This is a genomic window from Vreelandella boliviensis LC1 (assembly GCF_000236035.1).
Taxonomy (GTDB): Bacteria; Pseudomonadota; Gammaproteobacteria; order Pseudomonadales; family Halomonadaceae; genus Vreelandella; species Vreelandella boliviensis.
On sequence record NZ_JH393257.1, the window covers coordinates 1,672,997 to 1,694,100 of the forward strand.

The window sequence follows — 21,104 nt, forward strand, 5'->3', positions numbered from 1 at the left end:
GCGCTATTCGCCTCAATCGATCGATAAATTTGGCTCAAGATCCGTGCTTCTCGCGACGATCGGCCAAGCCGGACAGGCTCCTAGTTATTTTGCCGTAACAATACGAGACGCTTTATGAAACGCAGTAAATGGATATGGCTAGTATGGGCAGTTGTCTTGCTTTGCTATGTGGTGCCTTACACCTTTTTGAGCCAGGTGTCGCAATGGTACGGCAGCTTTCTGTTTTGGGCATGTGCCGGGTTAGTCATCATTGCTCTGAACGTGTTTATCACCAAAGATTTTAAGGAACACAGCGATGACTGAATCGCTAATTTGGTGGTCCATTGCTATCTACTTATTGGTCGCTATAGGCATTGCCATTCTATCGCGCCAAGGCCCTGCCGAGAGCATGTCGGGTTACTTTCTGGGCAACCGACAAATGAACGGCTTTGTCTCTGCACTGAGTTACAGTGCCACTACCTACAGTGCTTTTATGATGGTGGGTTTGGCAGGCCTTACCTATGCCGGAGGCGTTGGCGCGCTAGGCTTTGAAATTATCTATTTTGCCGGTGTTTCTTTAGTGGCTATCTTTGGGCCCAAGTTTTGGGCAGTGGGCAAGAAGTTTGGCTTTGTGACCCCTAGTGAAATGCTGGGCCATCGCTATAACAGCAAGCATGTTGCCATGGCTGTCTCAATTGCCAGCTGCATCTTCCTGATTCCCTACTCGGCCGTTCAGCTCGCTGGCGTGGGTTACCTGCTGCAAGGCATTACCGATGGGGCGATTACCTTTACCACCGGGGTGGTGCTAGCCACGGTGATCGCGATCTTCTTCTCTTATATCGCCGGGATTCGTTCGGTGATGTGGACCGACTCCCTTCAGGCCATCATGATGATCGTCGCCTCAACGCTGGTGGCTCTCTTGGTTATTCAGGGCTTGGGTGGTTTCGGCGCGCTGTTCGATTCGCTTGCAACAGAGCACTCCCAGTCGCTCACGGTGCCTGGCCCGGGGCTATTCAGCTTTGTCACTTTCCTGGGTCTCACCATTCCTTGGTTCTTCTTTAGCCTGTCTAATCCGCAAGTCAGCCAGCGCTTGTTTATGCCCTCTTCGCTTCGCTCAATGCGCCACATGCTGATTGGTTTTTTGGTGTTTGGCTTTATTTACACCCTGGTCTCCGTGCTGTGGGGCTTCTCTGCCCTGGTCGCTTTTCCCGGTCTTGAGGGCGCGGATTTAGCGACACCAACGCTGCTGGCCTCAGAGTTTGTCCCACCCGTACTAGGCGTCATCGTGATGGTCGGCATTATGGCCGCAGCCGTGTCCACCATTGACTCGATCATGCTGACCCTGGCCTCCATGGTCTCCCGTGATGTGTATGCCAACGTCAAACCTAACGTTAGTGAAAAGCGCCAACTGCTGGTGGGTAAATTTGTGGTGCCGGTAATTGCACTAATGGCGTTAGCCTTCGCCGAACTGCAGCTTAACCTGATTGCGGTGCTGTCAGTGGCTGCATCGTCGGGCCTAGTCGCCATGGTGCCCGCGCTAATCGGTGCCTTCTATTGGAAGCGCGGCACGGCCGCCGGTGCACTGGCGAGCGTGGTGGGCACTAGCGCCTTTGTACTGTTGATGTATGCCACTGGTAACTCGCTGCTGGGCCTGCCTGCTGGCGTATGGGGCATTGTGGTGGCGAGTGTGCTGTTTGTTGGCGTAAGTCTCGTGACCAAACCCCATCAAGCCACCACGGATGCTTTCTTTACCGCCATCACAGAAGAGCTGAGCAAAAAGCGCCGCCCTTTAACACCAAACCGTTAACTGCTTACGATAGTCCTCCTGCGCCTGGCTGGCGCTGACCGGCGTAAGCCACACCTCGGTACCGGGCAGGCATTGGGAAAGCGTGGCGCAGGCCATCGGAGTGAGGGCGCCTAGGCGTGGGTAGCCGCCAATGGTTTGGCGGTCGTTCATCAGCACGATGGGCTGGCCGTCCGGCGGTACCTGCACCGCCCCCAGCGGAATGCCTTCGGAAATAATGCCCGTGAGTGAGCCGTGTAGCGCAGGACCGGTGAGCCGCACGCCCATGCGGTCGGCGCGGTTGTCTACTTTCCAGGGGTGGTTGAACGCTTGGAATAGCGCGCGACCGTTAAACGAGGCGATTTGTGAGCCGAGAACGATAGGCAAGCGGCAGCCCGAGGTGGGCATAAGTGGGCCCTGGCCTTCAGGAATACGGCGTAGCGCAGGGGCGGTGCCTTTCCAGGTTAAACGGTCGCCCACTTTTAAGGGCTTACCATCTTCATGTAGGCCACCGATTTGCTCGCGGGCAGTGCAGGCGCGACTGCCGAGCACTTCTGGCGCATTCAACCCGCCGGGAAAGGCAAGGTAGGCGCGCAGGCCGTGGCGCGGTTGACGAAACACCAAGCGCTGGCCGGGCAGTAGCTTAAAGCTGACGTTGGGAGCGAGCGGCTTGCCATCCAGATGTGCGTCTAGATCCGCACCAGTCAGCGCCAGGCGCACCTCGTGTTCGGTTTCAAAGCTTAAGCCGCCGCCCATGACGATTTCCAGCGCGGCGCTGTTTAACGCATTACCCAGCAACCAGTTGGCCCAGCGGAACGCGATCCAGTCGGCGGCACCGCCCTGGGTAACGCCTAAATGGCCGACGCCAAAGCGTCCGACATCTTGAATCAGTGCCAGTGGACCTGCTTGTTTAACCACCATGCCTTTTTGCGTTTGATGCGTAGCGATTTGGCTCATGGGCGCTCCTCCATGGGCGTGGTATCGCCACCATCCGCCTCAAATTCCGCCCGGGAGATGGCTCTAAAACGCACCTTGTCGCCGGGGCGGAACAGCGGCTCGCCTCGCTTGGCATGCTCGAACAGCGGCACGTTGGTACGGCCCAAAATATTCCAGCCGCCCGGCGAGAGCAGCGGGTAAATGGCGGTTTGACGATCAGCAATGCCCACGCTACCTGCTGCCACCTTGCGGCGCGGCGTTTTCAAGCGCGGCGTAGCCAACGCTTCATCCACTAAGCCCATAAAGCCGTAGCCCGGGGCAAAACCCAGTGCGAACACGCAGTAGTCGTGGTTGCAGTGCTGCTCGATAAGCTCTTTGACGCTTAAACCAGCGCGTTTGGCGACCAGGGGCAACTCAGGCCCCACGCTTTCGTCGTACCACACCGGGATGTCGTGCAGCTCACCGGCTTGAGTATCCACAGGGGTAAGGCCTGAAAGCGCCTTGTGGATAAGTTGAATAGCCTCGCTATGGGTTAACTGCTGGCAGTCGTAATGCACTAACAGCGTGGTGTAAGAGGGCACCAAGTCAATTAGTGCCGCATCAAATGCCTTACGCAGCGCTTGGTCGGCGGCGATGACCCAGGCCATATTGGCTTCGTCGATGGCGTCGAACAGGCGCACCATCAGGGCATCCATGGCGGTGGTTTCAATGCGTATTTCAATACTATTGAGTTTCACGCTTGCTCCAACGCCTGAAAGGCCTCGCGGATAGCGCGAACGGCAGCCACGGATTCAGGGTTGTCGCCGTGGACACACAGCGTGTCGCAGGCTAACTGTAGCGATGTGCCATCAAGCGCGGTGAGCGGCTCGCCTTTGGCTAACATCACCGCTTGATTGACGATAGTGTTCTGGTCGTGGTGAACGGCATTGGGCAGGCGACGTGAGGCCAGGTGGCCGTTGGCGTCATAGGCGCGGTCAGCAAAGGTCTCGAACCACAGGGTAATGCCCAACTTGGCGGCTAACTCACGGTGTGGCTCAGGATCGGCGGTGGACATAATCATCAGCGGCAGGCTGGAATCGTAAGCACGCACCGCGCGCATGACGCCTTCGAGCAGCGCCGGGTTGGCGGCCATGTCGTTGTACAGCGCACCGTGAGGTTTGATGTAGCTCAGCTGGGTACCTTCCGCTTGGCATATGCCCGCTAACGCCCCCACTTGATAAAGCACCATATCCTCCGCTTCTTCCGGTGAACAGGCCATGGAGCGCCGCCCAAAGCCCATCAAATCCGGGTAACCAGGATGCGCGCCAATGCGAACGCCATTTTGTACGGCTAGCTTGACGGTACGGCGCATCACATGGGGGTCAGAGGCATGGAAGCCGCAGGCGATATTGGCGCAATCGACATAGGGCATCGCCTCGGCATCCAGGCCGATGGTCCAGTTACCAAAACTTTCGCCCATATCGCAATTAAGCAGGGGGATGGCCATAGCGGCTCCTAACGTTGATGCGGTTGATATTGTTACTTGGCTAACGCTGAAGTGTAATCCACCCTCAATATATAAACAGGGCTCGTCCAATGCCAATCGTTTGGGGAAATAATCACTAGGGTCTGTTGACGGCTGGACACGACGCACTTATCACTTTACTAGTCGGCGTGATAACAGCGTTGGTTAGGGGGCACTGCTGGGGATGGCCTCAATGTCGCATGATGGTATGTGATTAAATCTATGCCATGGTTCATCGGATTGATACGAGTTCCAGGTTTGTGGTCTTAAAGCGCTGCCAAGCCTATCCCCATCCACCGAAGTAACACACTATTAAAATGAACAAGAGGGTACTCACGATGCGCAAAACACTAACTTCCACATTGCTACTGGCGACAGCCTGCGGCTTAACGGTGACAGCTCACGCCGCGGAATGGACCATGGCCACGCCCTACGGCGATGCTAGCTTTCATACCCAGAACAACAAGCAGTTCGCCGAAGATGTGGCTGAAGCCACCAATGGTGAGTTGACCATTACCGTGCATAGCGGTGGCTCGCTGGTTTCTCATGGTGAAATCAAGCCGTCGGTTCGCCGTGGCACTATTGATGCGGGTGAAGTATTCCTCTCTGTTCTCTCCAATGATGATCCTATTTTCGAAGTGGATACTCTGCCGGGTGTGGCAGGCAGCTACGATGATGCCTACTCACTGTGGGAGGCCACCAAACCGATGATCACTGAGCTTTTTGCCTATGAAGGGTTGATCCCTCTTTATGCTGTTGCTTGGCCTGCACAAGGTATCTATACCTCTGAGCCCCTCACCGACCCCGAACAGTTTGAAGGCTTGCGCGTTCGTGCACCCAACATCAATACCCAGCGCTTTGTGAATAATCTGGGCGGCAGCCCCACCGAAACCGAAGAGTCCGATATCCCCACTGCCTTCAGCACCGGACGTGTAGATGCCATGATCACCTCAAGCTCTACGGGGAACTCCATGGCGGCGTGGGATTATGTTACCGATTACACCAACGCTAATCTGTGGTTGCCTAAAAATATCGTTTTCATCAGCCAACGTAGTTTTGATGGCCTGGATGAAGCAACCCAGGAGGCCCTGATGGAAGCCGCCGCTGAGGCTGAAAAGCGGGGTTGGGAAATGAGCCGCGAAGATAACGATGCCAGCTTGGCTGTTTTGCAAGAGAACGGCATTTCAGTGTCTGAGCCTAACGACGCTATTTCTGAAGCGCTTCAGGCGGCGGGTGATCAGCTGTTTGAAGATTGGCAGTCACGTGCCGATGACGAAGCCAAGCAGGCGCTGGAAACTTACCGCGAGCAGCGCGACAGCTAAGCTCCGTTTTGATGTCTCTTGCAGCGGTGGTGACAACGTTGCCGCTGCGTTTCCCGCACGCTTTTTCTAAGTGCTTCGTGAGGCTGCGAACATGACGTTTAAATTCGACAAGCTCTATCGCCTGGGTGCTTGGGGGGCGGCGGCATGCATGGTGGCCATTTGCGCGCTGATAGCGCTCCAGGTGACCTTCCGTTTGTTAGATGCCCTGTTAGTGCTGGTTGGCTTGGGTCGCCTGGGCCTGAGTATTACCGGCGTTTCGGAAATTGCTTCTTACCTATTAGTGGGGGCGACCTTTCTGGGACTGGCCTACACCTTTGTGCATCACGCCCACATTCGAGTGACGCTGTTGATAACCCGACTGCCACCGGCAATCCGTGTGTGGTTTGAAGTGTTTTGCCTCATCATTGCCCTGGCGATCAGTCTAATGCTCAGTTACGGCCTAATTGGGTTGGCGAGAGAGAGCCTGCAATACAACGATGTGTCTTCAGGATTTGTGTCGATTCCGCTCTGGATTCCTCAGCTTGTACTCGCGACCAGCGTAGGGCTGCTGTGTTTGGCGCTGGCTGAAGCCCTGTTTATGGTGCTACGGATTGCCATTCGCGATCCTGCGAGCTTCCGCGAAGCGACTGCCCCAGATGAAAGCGAGGGTCACTAAATGGCGACGTCAGCTATGTCTATGTTTAGTGCATCTATGCTAGCTAATTCATTGTTAATTAAGTTATTTTTAACTTTGTCACTGTTAGCGCCGCCGTTGTCTTTTAAACTGGAGAGATCCTCGTGCTGCTACTAAGTCTCGCCACTATATTTACTCTCGTGTTGCTGCTGGGGAGTGGGGTGTGGATCGCTTTCGCGCTGATCGGTACTGCCTGGATAGCATTAGAATTCTTCAGCTCATTCTCACCGGGGTCTATCCTAGCCTCAGATTTTTGGGGCGCCAGCTACGGTTGGGACCTCACCGCGTTGCCCATGTTTATCTGGATGGGTGAAATTCTGTTTCGCTCCGGGCTTGCTGACAATATGTTTCGTGGCCTGTCACCCTGGTTAAACCGTCTGCCAGGGCGTTTACTGCATACCAATATTATTGGCAGCGGCATGTTTGCAGCGGTATGCGGCTCTTCGGCCGCCACTTGTGCCACGGTGGGTAAAATGACTCTGCCGGAACTTGAGCGGCGGGGCTACGACAGCAATATGGCGATTGGTACCCTGGCCAGCGCTTCCACCTTGGGGCTTTTGATTCCGCCCTCCATCGTGCTGATAGTCTACGGGGTGGTCACCGAGCAGTCGATCTCCAGGCTGTTTATGGCCGGTATCGGCCCGGGACTGATGATCCTGGCGATGTTCATGAGTTATCTCATTTTGTGGGCGTTGCTTAAGGGCAACCGCGAAGGGCTTACCGGCGAAGATGAATCCGGCATGAGCTTTGCTGAAAAGCTGCGCAATACCTGGTCACTGGTGCCTATTCTGCTACTGATCGGCGGGATTATCTTTTCGATCTATGGCGGGCTAGCGTCGCCTACCGAGGCCGCGGCGGTCGGTGTGGTGCTGTCGATTGTGATTGCGCGCTTTAACGGTCACTTTGATCGCGACATTTTTAAAAGCTCGCTGTTTGCCGCCGTGCGTACCGCCTGCATGATCGCTTTTATTATTGCCGGGGCTTCGTTTTTGACCTCGGCCATGGGCTTTACCCAGGTACCGATGAAGCTAGCAACTGCGATTGGCGAGATGGGGCTTTCACCGACGATGCTGCTGATTGCGCTCACCTTGCTACTGCTGGTGATGGGCTGCTTTCTCGACGGCATCTCTCTGATCCTGCTAGTCACCGCGATTATCATGCCGCTGGTGAGCGCCGCCGGTTTCGATCTGATTTGGTTTGGTATTTACCTAGTTGTGGTCGTTGAAATGTCGCAAATCACACCGCCGGTGGGCTTCAACCTGTTCGTTATCCAGGGGCTAACCGGTAAAGACATTCTGACCATTACCAAGGCTACGCTGCCGTTTTTCCTGCTGATGCTATTGGCTATTGCCTTCATGCATATCTTCCCTGGCATTGCCCTTTACCTACCGGAGGCAATGACGCGCTAAGGCGCTTATAAAAGAAAGTGTCTTTACGATCAATGAGGCAAAAACGCTCTGGCCGGAGCGCTTGATGACATGCATGTTCTGGCCAGAGATTTAGGGTTTAGAGCGGGATTGGGTGCTGAGTTTTTTGAACGCAATGTCTTTGTTGAACTCGCCTGGGGCGCCATACCCTTTGCGTAGCATCGTGAGTGCTTTGAATTGCGCTTCTCTACGGCTATTGAGTACGAGCGTATGGTTCAGCAAGAGTTGCTGAGCATTTTCAAGCAGTTCTTTGGGGTCGATAGCCGCGGGGGGGTCTATCATCAGTGTTTTGGCGATCAACTCCATTTTTGGCTGAACTTCTTGTAGAACGCTTTTAAATGAGAAAGAAGGCACGCCGGCTGTTGCGCTTAAATCGACTATGAGGGCGGCAAATTGCTCTTCTGGTGCGCTTGAAAGGCAGGCATCCGCCGTGGGGCCGGATATTCGCACACACATTTCCATCAAACTCTCGCTTGTAAAACCGGCATGGCTAAAGCGTATGGAGTTTACCATCGCCGATGGGATACCCCATTTAGCTGCTAGCCAAGCCCCAATAACGGTGTGGTCACAACCAAAGTAACGCTGCTCTTCTTCAATAAGGTGAGCATGTGGAATAGCGCTATCAATGTATAGTTCGTCTACTTGTTCAGGGTAAGTCGCGCTCAGCGCCAATATACCAATATCCTGCAACAGTGATGCCGTAAAAGCATGGCCTGCCTGTTTAGGGCACGCTTGCTCGGCAAGCTGGCGCGCTATTAACGCAGACATAATAGACCGCCGCCAAATATGTGTATGCTGCGGCCCCTTACTGGAGTGCTGAAAAAGGTTGAAGCTCAACACCACCGTTAACGCGGCATCGAGTCCTAAACGCTGGACGGCCTCAAGGCACGTCTGTGTCGAATTGGCCGAGCGAGTATGGTGAACACTATTTGCAAGAGATATTAACCGAGCGGTTAATGCTGGGTCATGTTCAATGGTGTCGGCAACATCGTTGATTGTCGCTTTTGAAGATTGCGTTAACCTGAGGATGCGTAATGCGATTGAGGGAAGCGAAGGTAAGCGTTGGCACTTGAGGAAGTCGCTGATCAGAAAACCAGGCAGTGCTTCAGTTAGCATTAGGTATAGCGCTTCATCTTTTTTCGATGTTCTAGTCACGTTATCTCCTGCGCCCTTTGTAGCGTAGCTGCCAGCCATCATGAGGTGATGTCCTAATTTTACCATATACCCTGCTAGTGTTGACGTTGTTATAGTTGGAAAAGAACGGTTTATGCTTTGTGGGTCGCTATATATACTTTATGAGGTTAGTGGCAGCCGCCCCAACTGCTCCAGAATTAAAAAAAGTGAGCGCAACAATGCACATGAAGAATGACGCGGCCGATATATTCCGCCAGTTGGCAGAAGGTGTAGGGCACAGTGGGAGCCCCCGCTTTTATGAAACGATGGTGGAGCGCTTAGCGGCGATACTCGGCGTTGATCATGTGCTAGTGGCTGATGTTACCCAGTTGCACCAAGCTGAAACGTTAGCTGTCTGGTCAGATGGGAACTTACTCGGCAATATAACTTATCCGCTGGCCGGCACTCCTTGCGAGACTGCGTTTGGGCGCGAGTGCTGCCTTTATGCTCGTGATGTTCAATCACGCTTTCCTGACGATAAACTGCTTTATGAGCTGGGGGCCGAGAGCTATTTGGGGCGGGCGCTCTATGCGGCGGATGGCGCGCTGATTGGCCTGCTAGCGGTACTCAAAAACTCCCCCATGCAGATGGGCGAGTTAGCTAATGAAATACTGCAAGTCGCCGCCGCCCAGGCGGGGGCGGAGCTAGGTCGACAAAAGGCGGAGCAGGCACTAAGAGAAAGCGAAGCGGTCGTAAGGGAAAGCGAGCGCCGCTTGAATACGCTGCTCGACCACCTGCCGGGGATGGCTTATCGCTGTCTGAATGACCGCGATTGGACCATGCAACTGGTGAGCCAAGGGGTCGAAACGCTAACTGGGTATCGGCCTGACGAGTTGCAGGATAATCGGCTGACCAGCTTCGCGGCTCTGATTCATCCTAATTATCAGGACAAGATCTTTCACGAGGTACAGTCGGCCATTGCCAACAAACGGCCTTACCGCGTGATCTACCCATTGCATCACCGCGACGGCGGTTACCGTTGGATGTGGGAGCAGGGACAGGCCGTCTTGGATGAGGCGGGTGAGATTGTATGCTTAGAAGGCTTTATCTCTGATGTGACCGACCAGCAAGAATCGCAGCGGGTGCAAAACGCCGTGGTTCAGGTGGCTTCTACGGTCACCACTCAGGTTGGGGATGGTTATTTTCAACAGTTGATTGCTACCTTGGTTAAGGTGTTGGAAGCCGACGCAGGCTTTATTGCGCTGCTGCATACCTCACCCCAGGGCGATGAAAACGTCTATGGGCAGGCAACTACTGTCAGCATGGTGGTTGAAGGGGCTCAGCGTGAACAGTACTCCTTTGCACTGCGAGGCTCGCCCAGCGAGCAGGTGGTGCTGGAGCGTGAAGCGGTCATGCATAATGGCCCACCGCTGCTATTGCCAGGTACATTGCTACCAACAAGGGCATGGATTGGGCGGCGTTTGGATAATGCCAACGGAGATGCCATTGGCGTGATGATGGTGTTTTACCGCCAGCCGCTGACCACCAATGCGTTTGCCACCTCTGTGCTGCAAATCCTTTCGACCGGTGCTGCGGCAGAGCTTGAGCGCCGTCGCGACCATCGTCACATGCACCAACTGGCCTATACCGACAGCACCACCGGTTTACCTAACCGAATCCGTTTTATGGAGTTGCTAGCGCAGATGTGGAAAGAGGCCCATCAAGGCGAACGTGGGCTTTCGCTGCTGTTATTGGATATCCGCCGTTTTAAAGAGGTCAATGACCTTCACGGCCACCAAGTGGGGGATCAACTGCTGGTGACGGTGGCGGAGCGTTTAGCGCAGATTAGCCGCTCCTATGGTTCGCTGGCGCGTTTATCAGGTGATGAGTTTGCCCTGCTAGTGGCCGATGCCACCCCCAGTGACATAGGCAACCTAGTCGAGCAGCTACGCTTAGTAGTGAAGCCACCGCTTCATCTGGAGCGGCGTGTTTTTCACCTTGATGTCAGCATCGGTTTTGCCCATTACCCGCAGGATGTGACCGAAGCGAGCGAACTATTTAATGCCGCTAGCATCGCCCTCCACCACGCCAAGCGGCGCGAAAAAAGCATCTGTCCCTACACCCAAACGATGCGTCACGCGCTGCAGCGACGCCAGCGTATGACCGAGCGACTCAGCACTGCTATCACAGAGCATCAGTTAGAACTCTACTTTCAGCCCCAGGTGAACCTTACCAGCGGTCGGTTGACCGGTGCTGAAGCCCTGTGCCGCTGGTATGACGCCGAGTGGGGCTGGGTGAGCCCCTGTGAGTTTATTCCCCTGGCCGAAGAACGCGGCTTGATCCGCGCCCTGGGGGACTGGGTGTTGGAGAAGTCCGCCAAACAGTTAATCACCTGGCGTAACCAGCCTGGGGGAGGGTTGCCAGGCAGGCTGTCTATCAATATTTCCGCCCAACAGTTTGCCGACCCAGAACTGTCCAGCCACATTGCACAACTCACTAGCGGCGTTCCTCCAAGTGCTATCGCCCTGGAACTTACCGAAAGCGACTTTATGCGCGACCCCGACCAAGCCGTCAACATTACTCACACCATGCGCCAGGCAGGTTATTCACTCTCCATTGACGATTTTGGTACCGGCTACTCCTCACTCTCCTATTTACGGCGCTTTGCCGCTGACGCGCTGAAAATCGATATCTCTTTTGTCCGCGAAATGCTCGAAAACAAAAATGACCGCACTATCGTGCAAACCATCATCGCCATGGCGCAGGCGTTAGAAATGAAGACCGTGGCAGAAGGGGTCGAAACCCAGGAGCAAGCTCGTTTGCTTGCCGAAATGGGCTGCAATGAAGCGCAAGGCTACTGGTTCGGCCGCCCATTACCGGCGGATGAGTTTGCGGCGCGGTGGCTAGCACCTTAAGTCCTTATCATCGTCATCGTCTTGTCATCACCTTTGGCATACTCTACGCGCCGCCAACCCGCGATGAAAGGAGTGTCCCATGCGCCTGGCCCTGTTTGATCTTGACGATACCCTTCTGGATGGAGACTGCAGCGACCGCTGGAATTTATGGATGATAGAGCAAGGTTGGATCAGCGATGCCGACGCCTTCATGGCGCGGGCGGCGCAAATGCACCAGGCCTATCACGCGGGTAAGTTAAAGCTGGAAGAGTACTTAGCCATGACCCTGGCGCCGCTGCGTGGGCGCCGGGTAAAAGATGTACAGAAAGAGGTCGAGCGCTTTGTCGCTACCCATCTGCAGCCGCGTATTTTTGATCAGGCCTGGGCCTGCCTGGAAGCGCATCGCCAGGCAGGCGATACGCTGGTGCTGATTTCTGCTTCGTCGCGTCACCTGGTCGAGCCAATTGCGACCACTCTGGGCATTGAGCACGTGCTGGCGGTGGAGCTCAGCGTGGAGCACGGCATTAATGAAGACCCGCGCTATACCGGTGGCAGCGAGGGTATTTTTTCCTATCGCGGCGGCAAGGTGCTGCGTCTGAAACAGTGGCTGGCCGAGCAGCAGATCACCCCCAGCCACACCACCTTCTACTCAGACTCCCGCAATGATTTACCGTTACTGCAATATGTCGATTGCCCCGTGGCAGTTAACCCAGACCCGGTACTGGCCGAGGTGGCTAGCGTTGAAGGGTGGCGGCGCTTAGACTGGCGAACGCCCCCAAGCGCTTCGTCGCCTAACGCTTTGCCAGGAAAATCGGCGCATGTCTGATGCCTACTATTTACAGTTAACCGAACAGCTACGCACCTTGATCGACCAAAATGCCGCCCAGTGGAAAGGCAAACTCCCCGCCGAGCGGCCATTGGCCGAACGCTTTGCCACCACCCGCGTCACCCTGCGCCAAGCACTTTCTCAGTTGGAGGGGGAGGGCCTGATCCACCGCAGCAACCGGCGTGGCTGGTTTATTTCCCCCGCCCGGTTAATCTACGACCCCACCCGTGACGCGGGCTTTAACGACTATGTGCGCGCCCAGGGGCGGCAGCCACGTACCGCCGTGTTGAAGCTGGAAAGTCGCGTTCACCCGCCTGCCGCTCGGGCGCTGGGGCTACCGGATGACCAGCCGTTTCAGCATATTCGCCGCCGCCGCTACGTGGATGACCGCGCGGTGCTGGTGGAGTCGCTGTGGGTGGTGCCCGAGCGCGCGCCCGAGTTGCTGGATATCTACGCCGGGCAGTCTCTGTGGGGACTGTTGCGCGAGCGCTGGGGGCACTATTTGGCTAACCGCTCTATTCGCATGGTGTCGGAAGCGCTGTCGCCTTTGGATGCCGAAGAGCTATCCGTCGCGCCGGGCACTGCCGGTTTAAATATTAATCGTGCCATTTTTGACGACCAGCAGCGCCCCATTGAGTATGACGAAGAGCACTGGCTGCACGATTCTCTTTGCATCAGTGTGGAGCTTTCGGGGCAGCGCTAGCAGCGATTGCTTCAAGGCGATCATCATCGCTTAAAAAAACGGTCAAACAAGCGTCATCGCGGTGTCATTTAACCACGGCAAACTTCTGGTCTATACCAATCAGCCAGGAGACCACCCTCATGATCACGCGCCGTTTATTCCCCTCCACCTTGCTAGCAGGCTCTGTTGCCGTTGCGCTTGCCTCAACGGTGCTTGCTGCCAATGCCCAGGCCACTGAATTAACCGTGTATACCGCCGTTGAGTCGGATGACCTGCAAAAATACGCTGAACGCTTTAACGCGGCTCATCCGGATATCGAGATTAACTGGGTGCGTGACTCCACCGGGGTGATAACCGCCCGCCTGCTGGCCGAAAAAGATAACCCCCAGGCTGATGTGATTTGGGGCCTGGCCGCCACCAGCCTGCTGGTGCTGGAAGACGAGGGCATGCTGGAGCGCTACGCCCCTGCAGGTGTTGAAAACCTCGACCCGAAATTTGTCGATGCGGCCTATCGTGATGGTGAAGACCCGGCTTGGGTGGGCATGGACGCCTGGGTCGCGGCAATCTGCTACAACACCATTGAGGGCGAGCGCCAGGGCGTACCGATGCCGACCTCCTGGGAAGACCTGACTAAGCCTGAATTTGAAGGCCATGTGATTATGCCTAACCCCAACTCGTCGGGCACTGGTTACCTGGATGTGGCCAGTTGGCTGCAGCTTTGGGGCGAAGAGCAGGGCTGGGACTATATGGATCGCCTGCATGACAATATCGCCCGCTACACCCATTCGGGCTCCGCGCCCTGCAGCCTGGCCGCTACCGGTGAAACCGTGGTGGGCGTGTCATTTGCGTTCCGTGGTGCCCGCTTGAAGTCACAGGGCGCGCCTATTGAGGTCGTGTTTCCTGAAGAGGGCCTAGGCTGGGATATGGAAGCTTCCGCGATGGTGGCCGGTACCGACAAGCAAGAAGCAGCGCAAACGCTGCTGGATTGGTCGATCTCACGGGAAGCCAACGAGCTGTATAACGAAGGCTATGCGGTGGTGGCTTATCCAGGCGTGGCCCAGCCCATCGACAACTACCCTGTAGACATCACCGAGCGCATGATCGATGCCGACTTCAAGTGGGCGGCCGTAAACCGCGAGCGCGTACTGGCCGAGTGGCAGCGTCGCTACGACGGTAAAACCGAACAATAAACGGCGGATTCGCGATCAGATGCCCCGGCCCATGCGCCGGGGCTTGGAGATGTTATGCACACCACCATGACGTCGCTGCTGGCGGCTGACTCGCCAGCGGTGATGACCCCCACAACGCCCCATTTGCGCATTGAAGCGGTGACCAAGTGTTTTGGTACTTTTACCGCGCTGGACAACATTTCTCTGGCCATTAACGAAGGTGAGTTTGTCTGCTTTTTGGGCCCCTCCGGCTGCGGCAAAACCACCCTGCTGCGTACCATTGCAGGGCTAACCCAGCAAACGTCGGGCACGCTGATTCAGCGTGACAAGGATATTTCCCGGCTGCCCACCCAAGCGAGGGACTTCGGCATTGTGTTCCAGTCCTACGCGCTGTTTCCCAACCTGACGGTGTTTAACAATATCGCCTATGGGCTGCGCAACCGTCGAGATGACCGAGCGCGTATCGACAAGCGGGTCGCCGAACTGCTCGCCCTGGTGAACCTGACCGGCAGCGAAGACAAGTATCCGGCGGCGCTGTCTGGTGGTCAGCAGCAACGTGTTGCGCTGGCGCGGGCGCTGGCCACCGAGCCAGGCTTGTTACTACTGGATGAACCTCTCTCGGCGCTGGATGCCCGGGTACGCGGGCACTTGCGGAGCCAGATCAAAGCCCTCCAGGCGCGCCTGGGCGTAACCACCATTATGGTCACCCACGACCAGGAAGAGGCGCTGACCATGGCCGACCGCATCGTGGTGATGAACCACGGCGTGATCGAGCAAGTGGGCACCCCGGCCCAGATCTACCACCAGCCTGCCAGCGCCTTTGTGGCCTCGTTTATTGGCAGCATGAACTTTCTGGAAGTGACCGCACAAGGCAATAACCGAGCGCTATTGGGTACCACGCCTTGCGCCTGCCTGCCGCATACCCTGAAATTGGGCCAAGCAGCCCAGTTGGCCATCCGCCCGGAGGCCGTGGCCCTTAGCCGTGAAGCGGGAGCGCTGAAAGGCGAGGTAGTTGGCATCGAGTTTTTGGGCCCATTTCAGCGGGTTACCCTGCGCCTAACGGAAGCCGATCAAACGATTATCGCCGATGTGCCCAGCCGGGATAGTAGTGACCTCGACCTGTTTGTGGGGCAGATGCTATCGATTCATCTACCCGCGGAGGCCGCCCGCCTATACCCCGCAGGGAGTAGCCAGCAATGATGGCTAAGACCTTTACAATGTCGGCGACCAAGCCGTCGCTAGAGTCGCTGATCCGTTTGTTAGCGTTACTCGCTGGCGTCGCCTTGCTGGTGGTGGGCCTGCTGTTTCCGCTGGTGGCCATGCTGGTTAAAAGCCTGCAAGACCGCGCCGGCGACTTTATAGGCCTGGCCAACTTTGTTCAGTATTTTCAAACCCCCGCGCTGGTCAATTCGATTGTCAACTCGTTGCGGGTGGCGCTGATGACCACCGTAGTGGTGGTCGGCTTGGCGTTTGTATGCGCCTACGGGATTACCCGCACCTGCATGCCGGGCAAGCGGCTGTTTCGCATGCTGGCGATTCTGCCCATTCTGGCGCCGTCATTACTGCCCGCCATTAGTCTGGTTTACCTGTTCGGCAACCAAGGGTTTCTGCGCGACGTACTGGCAGGCCACTCGATTTATGGGCCGATTGGCATCGTAATGGGCATGAGCTTCTGGATATTTCCCCACGCGCTGATGTTGCTGACCACCGCGCTAACCAACAGCGATGCGCGGCTCTACGAAGCGGCCGAAGCGCTGGGCACCCCCAAATGGCGTACGTTTTTGACTATTACATTGCCCGGTGTGCGCTACGGGCTGATTTCCTGCCTGTTTGTGGTATTTACCCTGGCGATCACCGACTTTGGCGTGCCAAAAATTATCGGCGGTCAGTTCAGCGTGTTGGCCACCGATGTCTACCGCCAGGTCGTCGGCCAGCAGAACTTTCAGATGGGCGCGGTGGTCAGCGTGATTCTGCTGTTACCTGCAGTGCTCTCGTTTATCGTTGACCGCTGGATACAGCGCCGCCAGGTGGCCCAGCTCTCGGCCCGGGCGGTGCCATGGCAGCCTACCCCCAGCCCGCTGCGGGATTGGGTCTTTACACTACTTTGCTACGCGGTGGCCGGGGCCATTGTGTTGGTGATCGGCACCGCGATGTACGCCTCGCTGGTGCAGTTCTGGCCCTACAACTTATCGATCACCTTTGTGCACTACACCTTCCAAGGCATGGCCGATGGCGGCTGGGGAGCGTGGTTTAACTCGCTCAAACTCGCTTTTAGCGTGGCCGTGGTGGGTACCTTAGTGATCTTCTTTAACGCCTGGCTGATCGAAAAGAGCGAAGGCTACCGCCCGCTGCGCCAAGGGCTGCACTTTATGGCCATGCTGCCCATGGCGGTGCCCGGCATGGTGCTGGGGCTTGCCTATATTTTCTTCTTCAATCAGGCGGGCAACCCGTTTAACTGGCTATACGGCACGCTGATGATTCTGGTGCTTAATACCCTGATTCACTTCTACACCGTGTGCCATCTCACCTCGGTCACCGCGCTTAAACAGCTCGACCCCGAGTTTGAAGCGGTGGGGGCGTCACTCAAAGTACCGTTTTGGACGACCTTTTGCCGCGTGACGCTACCGGTATCGCTGCCCGCGGTACTGGATATATCGGTGTACCTGTTCGTCAATGCGATGACCACGGTGTCCGCGGTGGTGTTTCTCTACAACAGCGACACGCGGCTGGCTTCGGTGGCGGTTCTCCATCTGGATGAAGCCGGTTACTTCGCCAGCGCGGCGGCCATGGCGGTGCTGATTTTCCTGACCTCGCTAGTGGTGAAGTTGCTGCATACCGCGCTTACCCATGTGTTGTTAAACAACGCCCAGCGCTGGCGCATGGCCTAGGAGCCTGTCCGACTTAACACTGATCTACTGCGAATCCCGGTATTATGGCCAACTTTATTCGATCGATTTCGTTAAATAGCGCGCTATTCGCCTCAATCGATCGATAAATTTGACTCAAAATCCGTGCTTCTCGCGACGATCGGCCAAGCCGGACAGGCTCCTAGCGGCATCTAGACCGCCGCCGTGCTTGCAGTTAAAGTGGTTAAAAAAATCTGGTATAGACCAAAATGAACGATCATATTGAAGAGCCCTATCTATTAACCCCTGGGCCGCTGACGACGTCCCGTGCCACTAAAGCCGCCATGCTGCGCGACTGGGGCTCCTGGGATGACGACTTTAATCAGGTAACGGCCGACATTCGCACCCAGTTACTTGCCATGGCCGAGGCGCCAAGCGACGAGTACGCCTGTGTGCCTATGCAGGGCAGCGGTACCTTTGCGGTTGAGAGTGCCCTGGCCTGCGCAACAGATCCCAGCGGCAAAGTGCTGGTGCTGATGAACGGTGCCTACGGCAAGCGCGCGGCGCAACTGCTCGCTACCATGGGTCGCGCTTATACCACGCTGGATAAAGGCGACTACCGGCCGCCACAGGCTGATGAAGTCGCAGCACGGCTGCAGCAAGACCCAGCGATTACCTCGGTATTTCTGGTGCACTGCGAAACCAGCTCGGGCATTTTGAACCCGCTAGACGCCATCGCTGACGTGGTGCGCACCCAGGGAAAAACGCTCATCGTCGATGCCATGAGTTCTTTTGGCGGCATCCCCATCAGCCTTGCGCAAACACCCATTGACGTGCTGGTTTCTTCTGCCAATAAGTGCATCGAAGGTGTGCCGGGTTTTGGCTTTGTGATTATTCGCCAGGCGCTGCTTGAGGCAGGTAAGGGGCGCGCTCACTCGTTGAGTCTGGATCTGCACGCCCAATGGGAATATATGGAACGCACCGGCCAATGGCGCTTTACGCCGCCCACGCATACCGTGGTGGCCTTTCAGGCAGCGCTTGCCCAGCACCGGGAAGAGGGTGGCGTGCCGGGGCGCTGCGCGCGCTATACCCGCAATCGTGATGCGTTGGTAAAAGGCATGCGGGCGCTAGGCTTCAGCACCCTGTTGGAAGACGAATGGCTATCGCCGATCATCACCACCTTCTTAAGCCCCACTGACCCAGCGTTTGAGTTTCACAGCTTCTACGCGGCGCTAAAGGCGCGCGGGTTTTTGATCTACCCCGGCAAGTTGACCGAAGTGGAGAGTTTTCGCATCGGCTGCATTGGTCAGTTAGGCACGACGGTGATCGCGCAACTGTTAAACGCCATTCAAGACGTGCTAGCGGATATGGATGTTTCTCTCATTGCTGACCTATCTTCACCATCAGGGAGCGCCTAATGCAGTATCACTCTCCTCAATGCTTACAAGCGGTTATCTGTGATTGGGCCGGCACGTTGGTCGACTTTGGCTCCTTTGCGCCGACCCAGATCTTTGTCGAAGCCTTTGCTGAACTGGGCGTGGCGATTAGCTTGGAAGAAGCGCGCGGCCCCATGGGAATGGGTAAATGGGATCATATTCGTACCCTATGCCATCAGCCGGAGATCGCTGATCGCTTTGTTCAGGCGGTTGGCCACGCACCTTCTGATGCCGATGTCACGGCGCTTTACGAGCGCTTTATGCCGCTGCAAATCGCCAAGATTGCCGACCACTCGGCAGTGATTCCTGGCGCTCTCGACACCTTGGCGACGCTGCGCGCCCAGGGACTGAAAATCGGCTCCTGTTCCGGCTACCCAGCGGTGGTGATGGAGAAAGTCATCGCCCTGGCCGCTGATAACGGCTTACAGGTGGATCACGTGGTGGCGACTGATGACGTACCTAACGGCCGCCCGCATCCTGCCCAGGCGTTGGCTAATGTGATTGCCCTAGGTGTCAGCGATGTGGCTGCCTGCGTAAAAATCGACGACACCACGCCGGGCATTCTTGAAGGGCGCAGCGCGGGGATGTGGACGGTCGCGCTTACCTGCTCAGGCAATGCGCTAGGACTGACGCACAAACAGTACCAAGCACTCAGTGATACCGAGCGGCGTGCCGCCCATGCGCGAGTCGCCGCTCAATTTGCCCCTGCAAAGCCACACTACTGCATTGAGACCATTGCCGAGCTGCCTGGGGTGATAGATGACATTAATATCCGCCTCCGCCTCGGGGAGCGACCTTGAGTCCAGTCGCGCTTGCGCTGGTGCTGGTCTCGGTATGTATGCACGCTGGTTGGAATGTGCTGGGCAAGCGCAACGCGCCGTCGTTGGCGTCTTTTGCCCTGGCCTACGGTGCGGGTGGAGCGGTAATGTTGCCGCTGGTGTTGCTTGGGCCGTCATTAGCGGCACTACCGGGTGCATTCTGGGGCTGGTTGGCGCTTTCGGGGTTATGCCAAATGCTCTATATGGGCGGCCTGGCCTGGGCCTATTCCCGCGGTGACGTTAGCGTGCTTTACCCCATTGCCCGGGCGCTGCCGGTGGTGCTGGTGCCACTGGTATCCATTGCGCTCTTGGGCAGCCGGGTGCTGGATCGCTGGGATGGCCTCGGCATGGTGCTGGTGGTGGCAGGTGCGCTTTGCCTACCGCTTAGCCACCCTCAGGCGCGTAGGTTTTCTACCTATCTAACGCCTGCCATGGGATTTGCGCTGCTGGCCGCGGTAGGCACGGTGGGTTACTCGCTGATCGATAAGCAAGCGCTGGGCCTGATGCAGAGGGCAGGGCATAGCGGGTTAACCGCGGGGGCGGTGTTTATGGTGCTGCAAGCGCTGATGACGCTCACCTGGGCGATACCCCTGCTGGCGCTGCTACCGGCAGAGCGCCGGCGCCTGCCTGCGCTTCACCAACAGGGGCTTACCATGCTGGTCGTTACCGGGTTGATGATGACCTGTACTTACGGTCTGGTATTAATCGCCATGGCGCTCACCGAGGAGGTGAGTTACGTAGTGGCGCTGCGCCAGCTGTCAATTCCGGTGGGGGTATTGATGGGCGTGCTATGGCTCAAGGAGTCAGCCTCCAGGGCAAAGGCCATTGGTACGCTAGTCATGCTAGTAGGGCTGGTGCTGGTGGTGTTATAGCTTAGCGCCATCTAACCCAACGCCTGCCAAATCAGATTAAAACCGACCAAGAACATGGCGAAAATCACCAAACGGTAAAACAGCGCTTCGTTTACACGGCTTTGCAGCCATAGGCCGTTGCGCACGCCAATCCAGGCGATGGGCACCAGCAGCAGCGAGGCCCAGGCGCTGGTGACGTTGATCTCGCCAAGCCACATATAGGGCGCTAACTTGATCACGTTGACTACTGCGAACGACACCGCGCAGGTGGCGATAAAGGTCTCTTTCGACAGTTTGCGCGGCAGCAGGTAAACGTTCAGCGGCGGCGCGCCCGCATGGGCTATAAAGCTGGTAAACCCGCACACGCTTGCTGCGGGTAGCGCCCAGCGGGTGGAAATGGGCTTCTTGGCAACGGGTTTCAGCAGCATGTAAGCGGCGAACAGCAAGGTGATGATGCCCAGTGTCAGGCGCAAGCCCTGCTCGCTTAGGGTGTCAAACAGCAGCGTACCCACCGCCACGCCAATGAATAAGCCCGGCACAAAGCGCCACACCTCCGCGGCTGACTGCTTCCCCCACCAGGCTTTTACGGCAAATACGTCCATCACCAGCAGTAGCGGTAGCAGCAGGCCTGCCGCCTGGGCCGGGCTGATCGCCAGCGCCATCAGCGGCACCGAAAGCGTGCCAAAGCCCCCCGCAAAACCGCCTTTTGAAACGCCGGTGAGGTAAACGGAAAAAATGATTAATAGCCAAGCGATGACAGAGTAGTCGGGGAGCATGGGGCTCTCTCGGAAATTAGCGCCAATAAAAAGCCCCGCGGGTGCGGGGCTGCAAATCATAACATTAGA

The 21,104-nt window shown here is 56.6% G+C and carries 19 protein-coding genes; 14 read left to right on the top strand and 5 right to left on the bottom strand.

Features of this window, described 5'->3' with window-relative positions; all coding sequences use genetic code 11:
* Positions 1–114 precede the first annotated feature (114 nt).
* A complete protein-coding gene (locus KUC_RS07460) occupies positions 115–303 on the top strand; it encodes a hypothetical protein (RefSeq protein ID WP_040479835.1) in 189 nt (62 codons plus the stop codon).
* Positions 296–1,786: a sodium:solute symporter family protein gene (locus KUC_RS07465; RefSeq protein ID WP_007112553.1), complete on the top strand. Its 1,491-nt coding sequence runs from the start codon at positions 296–298 to the stop codon at positions 1,784–1,786. Before KUC_RS07460 ends, KUC_RS07465 begins: the two co-directional genes overlap by 8 nt.
* Here KUC_RS07465 and KUC_RS07470 read toward each other — a convergent pair.
* The 3 genes from KUC_RS07470 to KUC_RS07480 are packed head-to-tail and all read right to left on the bottom strand — an operon-like array spanning position 1,769 to position 4,184.
* A complete protein-coding gene (locus tag KUC_RS07470) occupies positions 1,769–2,719 on the bottom strand; it encodes a 5-oxoprolinase subunit C family protein (protein ID WP_007112554.1) in 951 nt (316 codons plus the stop codon). The genes KUC_RS07465 and KUC_RS07470 overlap by 18 nt on opposite strands.
* Positions 2,716–3,420 (bottom strand): 5-oxoprolinase subunit PxpB, encoded by a 705-nt coding sequence (pxpB, locus tag KUC_RS07475; protein WP_040480379.1) that lies wholly within the window; start codon positions 3,418–3,420, stop codon positions 2,716–2,718. Before pxpB ends, KUC_RS07470 begins: the two co-directional genes overlap by 4 nt.
* An 11-nt stretch (positions 3,421–3,431) precedes the next feature.
* On the bottom strand, positions 3,432–4,184 hold the full coding sequence (locus tag KUC_RS07480; RefSeq protein WP_040479837.1) for a 5-oxoprolinase subunit PxpA: 753 nt from the start codon (positions 4,182–4,184) through the stop codon (positions 3,432–3,434).
* Between the two features lie 356 nt (positions 4,185–4,540).
* On the opposite strand from KUC_RS07480, the gene KUC_RS07485 reads away from it, so the two are divergent.
* The 3 genes from KUC_RS07485 (at position 4,541) to KUC_RS07495 (ending at position 7,606) form a co-directional block, all read left to right on the top strand.
* Positions 4,541–5,524, top strand: coding sequence for a TRAP transporter substrate-binding protein (locus KUC_RS07485; protein ID WP_007112557.1), 984 nt, complete (start codon positions 4,541–4,543; stop codon positions 5,522–5,524).
* A gap of 91 nt (positions 5,525–5,615) precedes the next feature.
* Positions 5,616–6,179, top strand: a complete 564-nt coding sequence (locus tag KUC_RS07490) for a TRAP transporter small permease (RefSeq protein ID WP_007112558.1) — start codon at positions 5,616–5,618, stop codon at positions 6,177–6,179.
* Between the two features lie 122 nt (positions 6,180–6,301).
* Positions 6,302–7,606 (top strand): TRAP transporter large permease, encoded by a 1,305-nt coding sequence (locus KUC_RS07495; protein ID WP_040479840.1) that lies wholly within the window; start codon positions 6,302–6,304, stop codon positions 7,604–7,606.
* A gap of 90 nt (positions 7,607–7,696) precedes the next feature.
* On the opposite strand, the gene KUC_RS07500 is transcribed toward KUC_RS07495, so the two are convergent.
* On the bottom strand, positions 7,697–8,779 hold the full coding sequence (locus KUC_RS07500; RefSeq protein ID WP_244264758.1) for an HDOD domain-containing protein: 1,083 nt from the start codon (positions 8,777–8,779) through the stop codon (positions 7,697–7,699).
* A gap of 197 nt (positions 8,780–8,976) precedes the next feature.
* Between KUC_RS07500 and KUC_RS07505 the strand changes: the two genes are divergently transcribed.
* The 9 genes from KUC_RS07505 to KUC_RS07545 all read left to right on the top strand — a co-directional run bounded on the left by KUC_RS07505 (position 8,977) and on the right by KUC_RS07545 (position 20,280).
* Complete coding sequence (locus tag KUC_RS07505; RefSeq protein WP_040479843.1) at positions 8,977–11,652, top strand: bifunctional diguanylate cyclase/phosphodiesterase; 2,676 nt, start codon at positions 8,977–8,979, stop codon at positions 11,650–11,652.
* 79 nt (positions 11,653–11,731) lie between these two features.
* Positions 11,732–12,457, top strand: a complete 726-nt coding sequence (locus KUC_RS07510; RefSeq protein WP_007112562.1) for an HAD family hydrolase — start codon at positions 11,732–11,734, stop codon at positions 12,455–12,457.
* Entirely contained in the window at positions 12,450–13,160 is a 711-nt protein-coding gene (locus KUC_RS07515) for a UTRA domain-containing protein (RefSeq protein WP_007112563.1), read from the top strand. The genes KUC_RS07510 and KUC_RS07515 overlap by 8 nt, the downstream gene beginning before the upstream one ends.
* A 119-nt stretch (positions 13,161–13,279) precedes the next feature.
* The gene (locus KUC_RS07520; protein ID WP_007112564.1) at positions 13,280–14,329 is read left to right on the top strand and encodes a putative 2-aminoethylphosphonate ABC transporter substrate-binding protein; all 1,050 of its coding nucleotides are present in this window, start codon (positions 13,280–13,282) and stop codon (positions 14,327–14,329) included.
* A 54-nt stretch (positions 14,330–14,383) separates the two neighbouring features.
* A complete protein-coding gene (locus tag KUC_RS07525; protein ID WP_007112565.1) occupies positions 14,384–15,508 on the top strand; it encodes a putative 2-aminoethylphosphonate ABC transporter ATP-binding protein in 1,125 nt (374 codons plus the stop codon).
* On the top strand, positions 15,505–17,196 hold the full coding sequence (locus tag KUC_RS07530; RefSeq protein WP_007112566.1) for a putative 2-aminoethylphosphonate ABC transporter permease subunit: 1,692 nt from the start codon (positions 15,505–15,507) through the stop codon (positions 17,194–17,196). Before KUC_RS07525 ends, KUC_RS07530 begins: the two co-directional genes overlap by 4 nt.
* Positions 17,197–17,423: 227 nt before the next feature.
* Positions 17,424–18,572: a 2-aminoethylphosphonate--pyruvate transaminase gene (locus KUC_RS07535; protein WP_007112567.1), complete on the top strand. Its 1,149-nt coding sequence runs from the start codon at positions 17,424–17,426 to the stop codon at positions 18,570–18,572.
* Positions 18,572–19,390 (top strand): phosphonoacetaldehyde hydrolase, encoded by an 819-nt coding sequence (gene phnX, locus KUC_RS07540; protein WP_007112568.1) that lies wholly within the window; start codon positions 18,572–18,574, stop codon positions 19,388–19,390. Before KUC_RS07535 ends, phnX begins: the two co-directional genes overlap by 1 nt.
* Positions 19,387–20,280 carry an EamA family transporter gene (locus tag KUC_RS07545; RefSeq protein ID WP_007112569.1) on the top strand — a complete coding sequence of 298 codons (894 nt, stop codon included), beginning with the start codon at positions 19,387–19,389 and terminating at the stop codon, positions 20,278–20,280. Before phnX ends, KUC_RS07545 begins: the two co-directional genes overlap by 4 nt.
* Positions 20,281–20,291: 11 nt before the next feature.
* On the opposite strand, the gene KUC_RS07550 is transcribed toward KUC_RS07545, so the two are convergent.
* A complete protein-coding gene (locus KUC_RS07550; protein ID WP_040479846.1) occupies positions 20,292–21,035 on the bottom strand; it encodes a sulfite exporter TauE/SafE family protein in 744 nt (247 codons plus the stop codon).
* Between the last annotated feature and the right edge of the window lie 69 nt (positions 21,036–21,104).

Bases quoted from the DNA above. Each gene is read 5' to 3' on its own strand.
- KUC_RS07460 (WP_040479835.1), top strand. From the start codon at position 115: ATGAAACGCAGTAAATGGATATGGCTAGTATGGGCAGTTGTCTTGCTT.
- KUC_RS07465 (WP_007112553.1), top strand. From the start codon at position 296: ATGACTGAATCGCTAATTTGGTGGTCCATTGCTATCTACTTATTGGTC.
- KUC_RS07470 (WP_007112554.1), bottom strand. From the start codon at position 2,719: ATGAGCCAAATCGCTACGCATCAAACGCAAAAAGGCATGGTGGTTAAA.
- KUC_RS07480 (WP_040479837.1), bottom strand. From the start codon at position 4,184: ATGGCCATCCCCCTGCTTAATTGCGATATGGGCGAAAGTTTTGGTAAC.
- KUC_RS07485 (WP_007112557.1), top strand. From the start codon at position 4,541: ATGCGCAAAACACTAACTTCCACATTGCTACTGGCGACAGCCTGCGGC.
- KUC_RS07490 (WP_007112558.1), top strand. From the start codon at position 5,616: ATGACGTTTAAATTCGACAAGCTCTATCGCCTGGGTGCTTGGGGGGCG.
- KUC_RS07505 (WP_040479843.1), top strand. From the start codon at position 8,977: ATGCACATGAAGAATGACGCGGCCGATATATTCCGCCAGTTGGCAGAA.
- KUC_RS07510 (WP_007112562.1), top strand. From the start codon at position 11,732: ATGCGCCTGGCCCTGTTTGATCTTGACGATACCCTTCTGGATGGAGAC.
- KUC_RS07515 (WP_007112563.1), top strand. From the start codon at position 12,450: ATGTCTGATGCCTACTATTTACAGTTAACCGAACAGCTACGCACCTTG.
- KUC_RS07520 (WP_007112564.1), top strand. From the start codon at position 13,280: ATGATCACGCGCCGTTTATTCCCCTCCACCTTGCTAGCAGGCTCTGTT.
- KUC_RS07525 (WP_007112565.1), top strand. From the start codon at position 14,384: ATGCACACCACCATGACGTCGCTGCTGGCGGCTGACTCGCCAGCGGTG.
- KUC_RS07530 (WP_007112566.1), top strand. From the start codon at position 15,505: ATGATGGCTAAGACCTTTACAATGTCGGCGACCAAGCCGTCGCTAGAG.
- KUC_RS07535 (WP_007112567.1), top strand. From the start codon at position 17,424: ATGAACGATCATATTGAAGAGCCCTATCTATTAACCCCTGGGCCGCTG.
- phnX (WP_007112568.1), top strand. From the start codon at position 18,572: ATGCAGTATCACTCTCCTCAATGCTTACAAGCGGTTATCTGTGATTGG.
- KUC_RS07550 (WP_040479846.1), bottom strand. From the start codon at position 21,035: ATGCTCCCCGACTACTCTGTCATCGCTTGGCTATTAATCATTTTTTCC.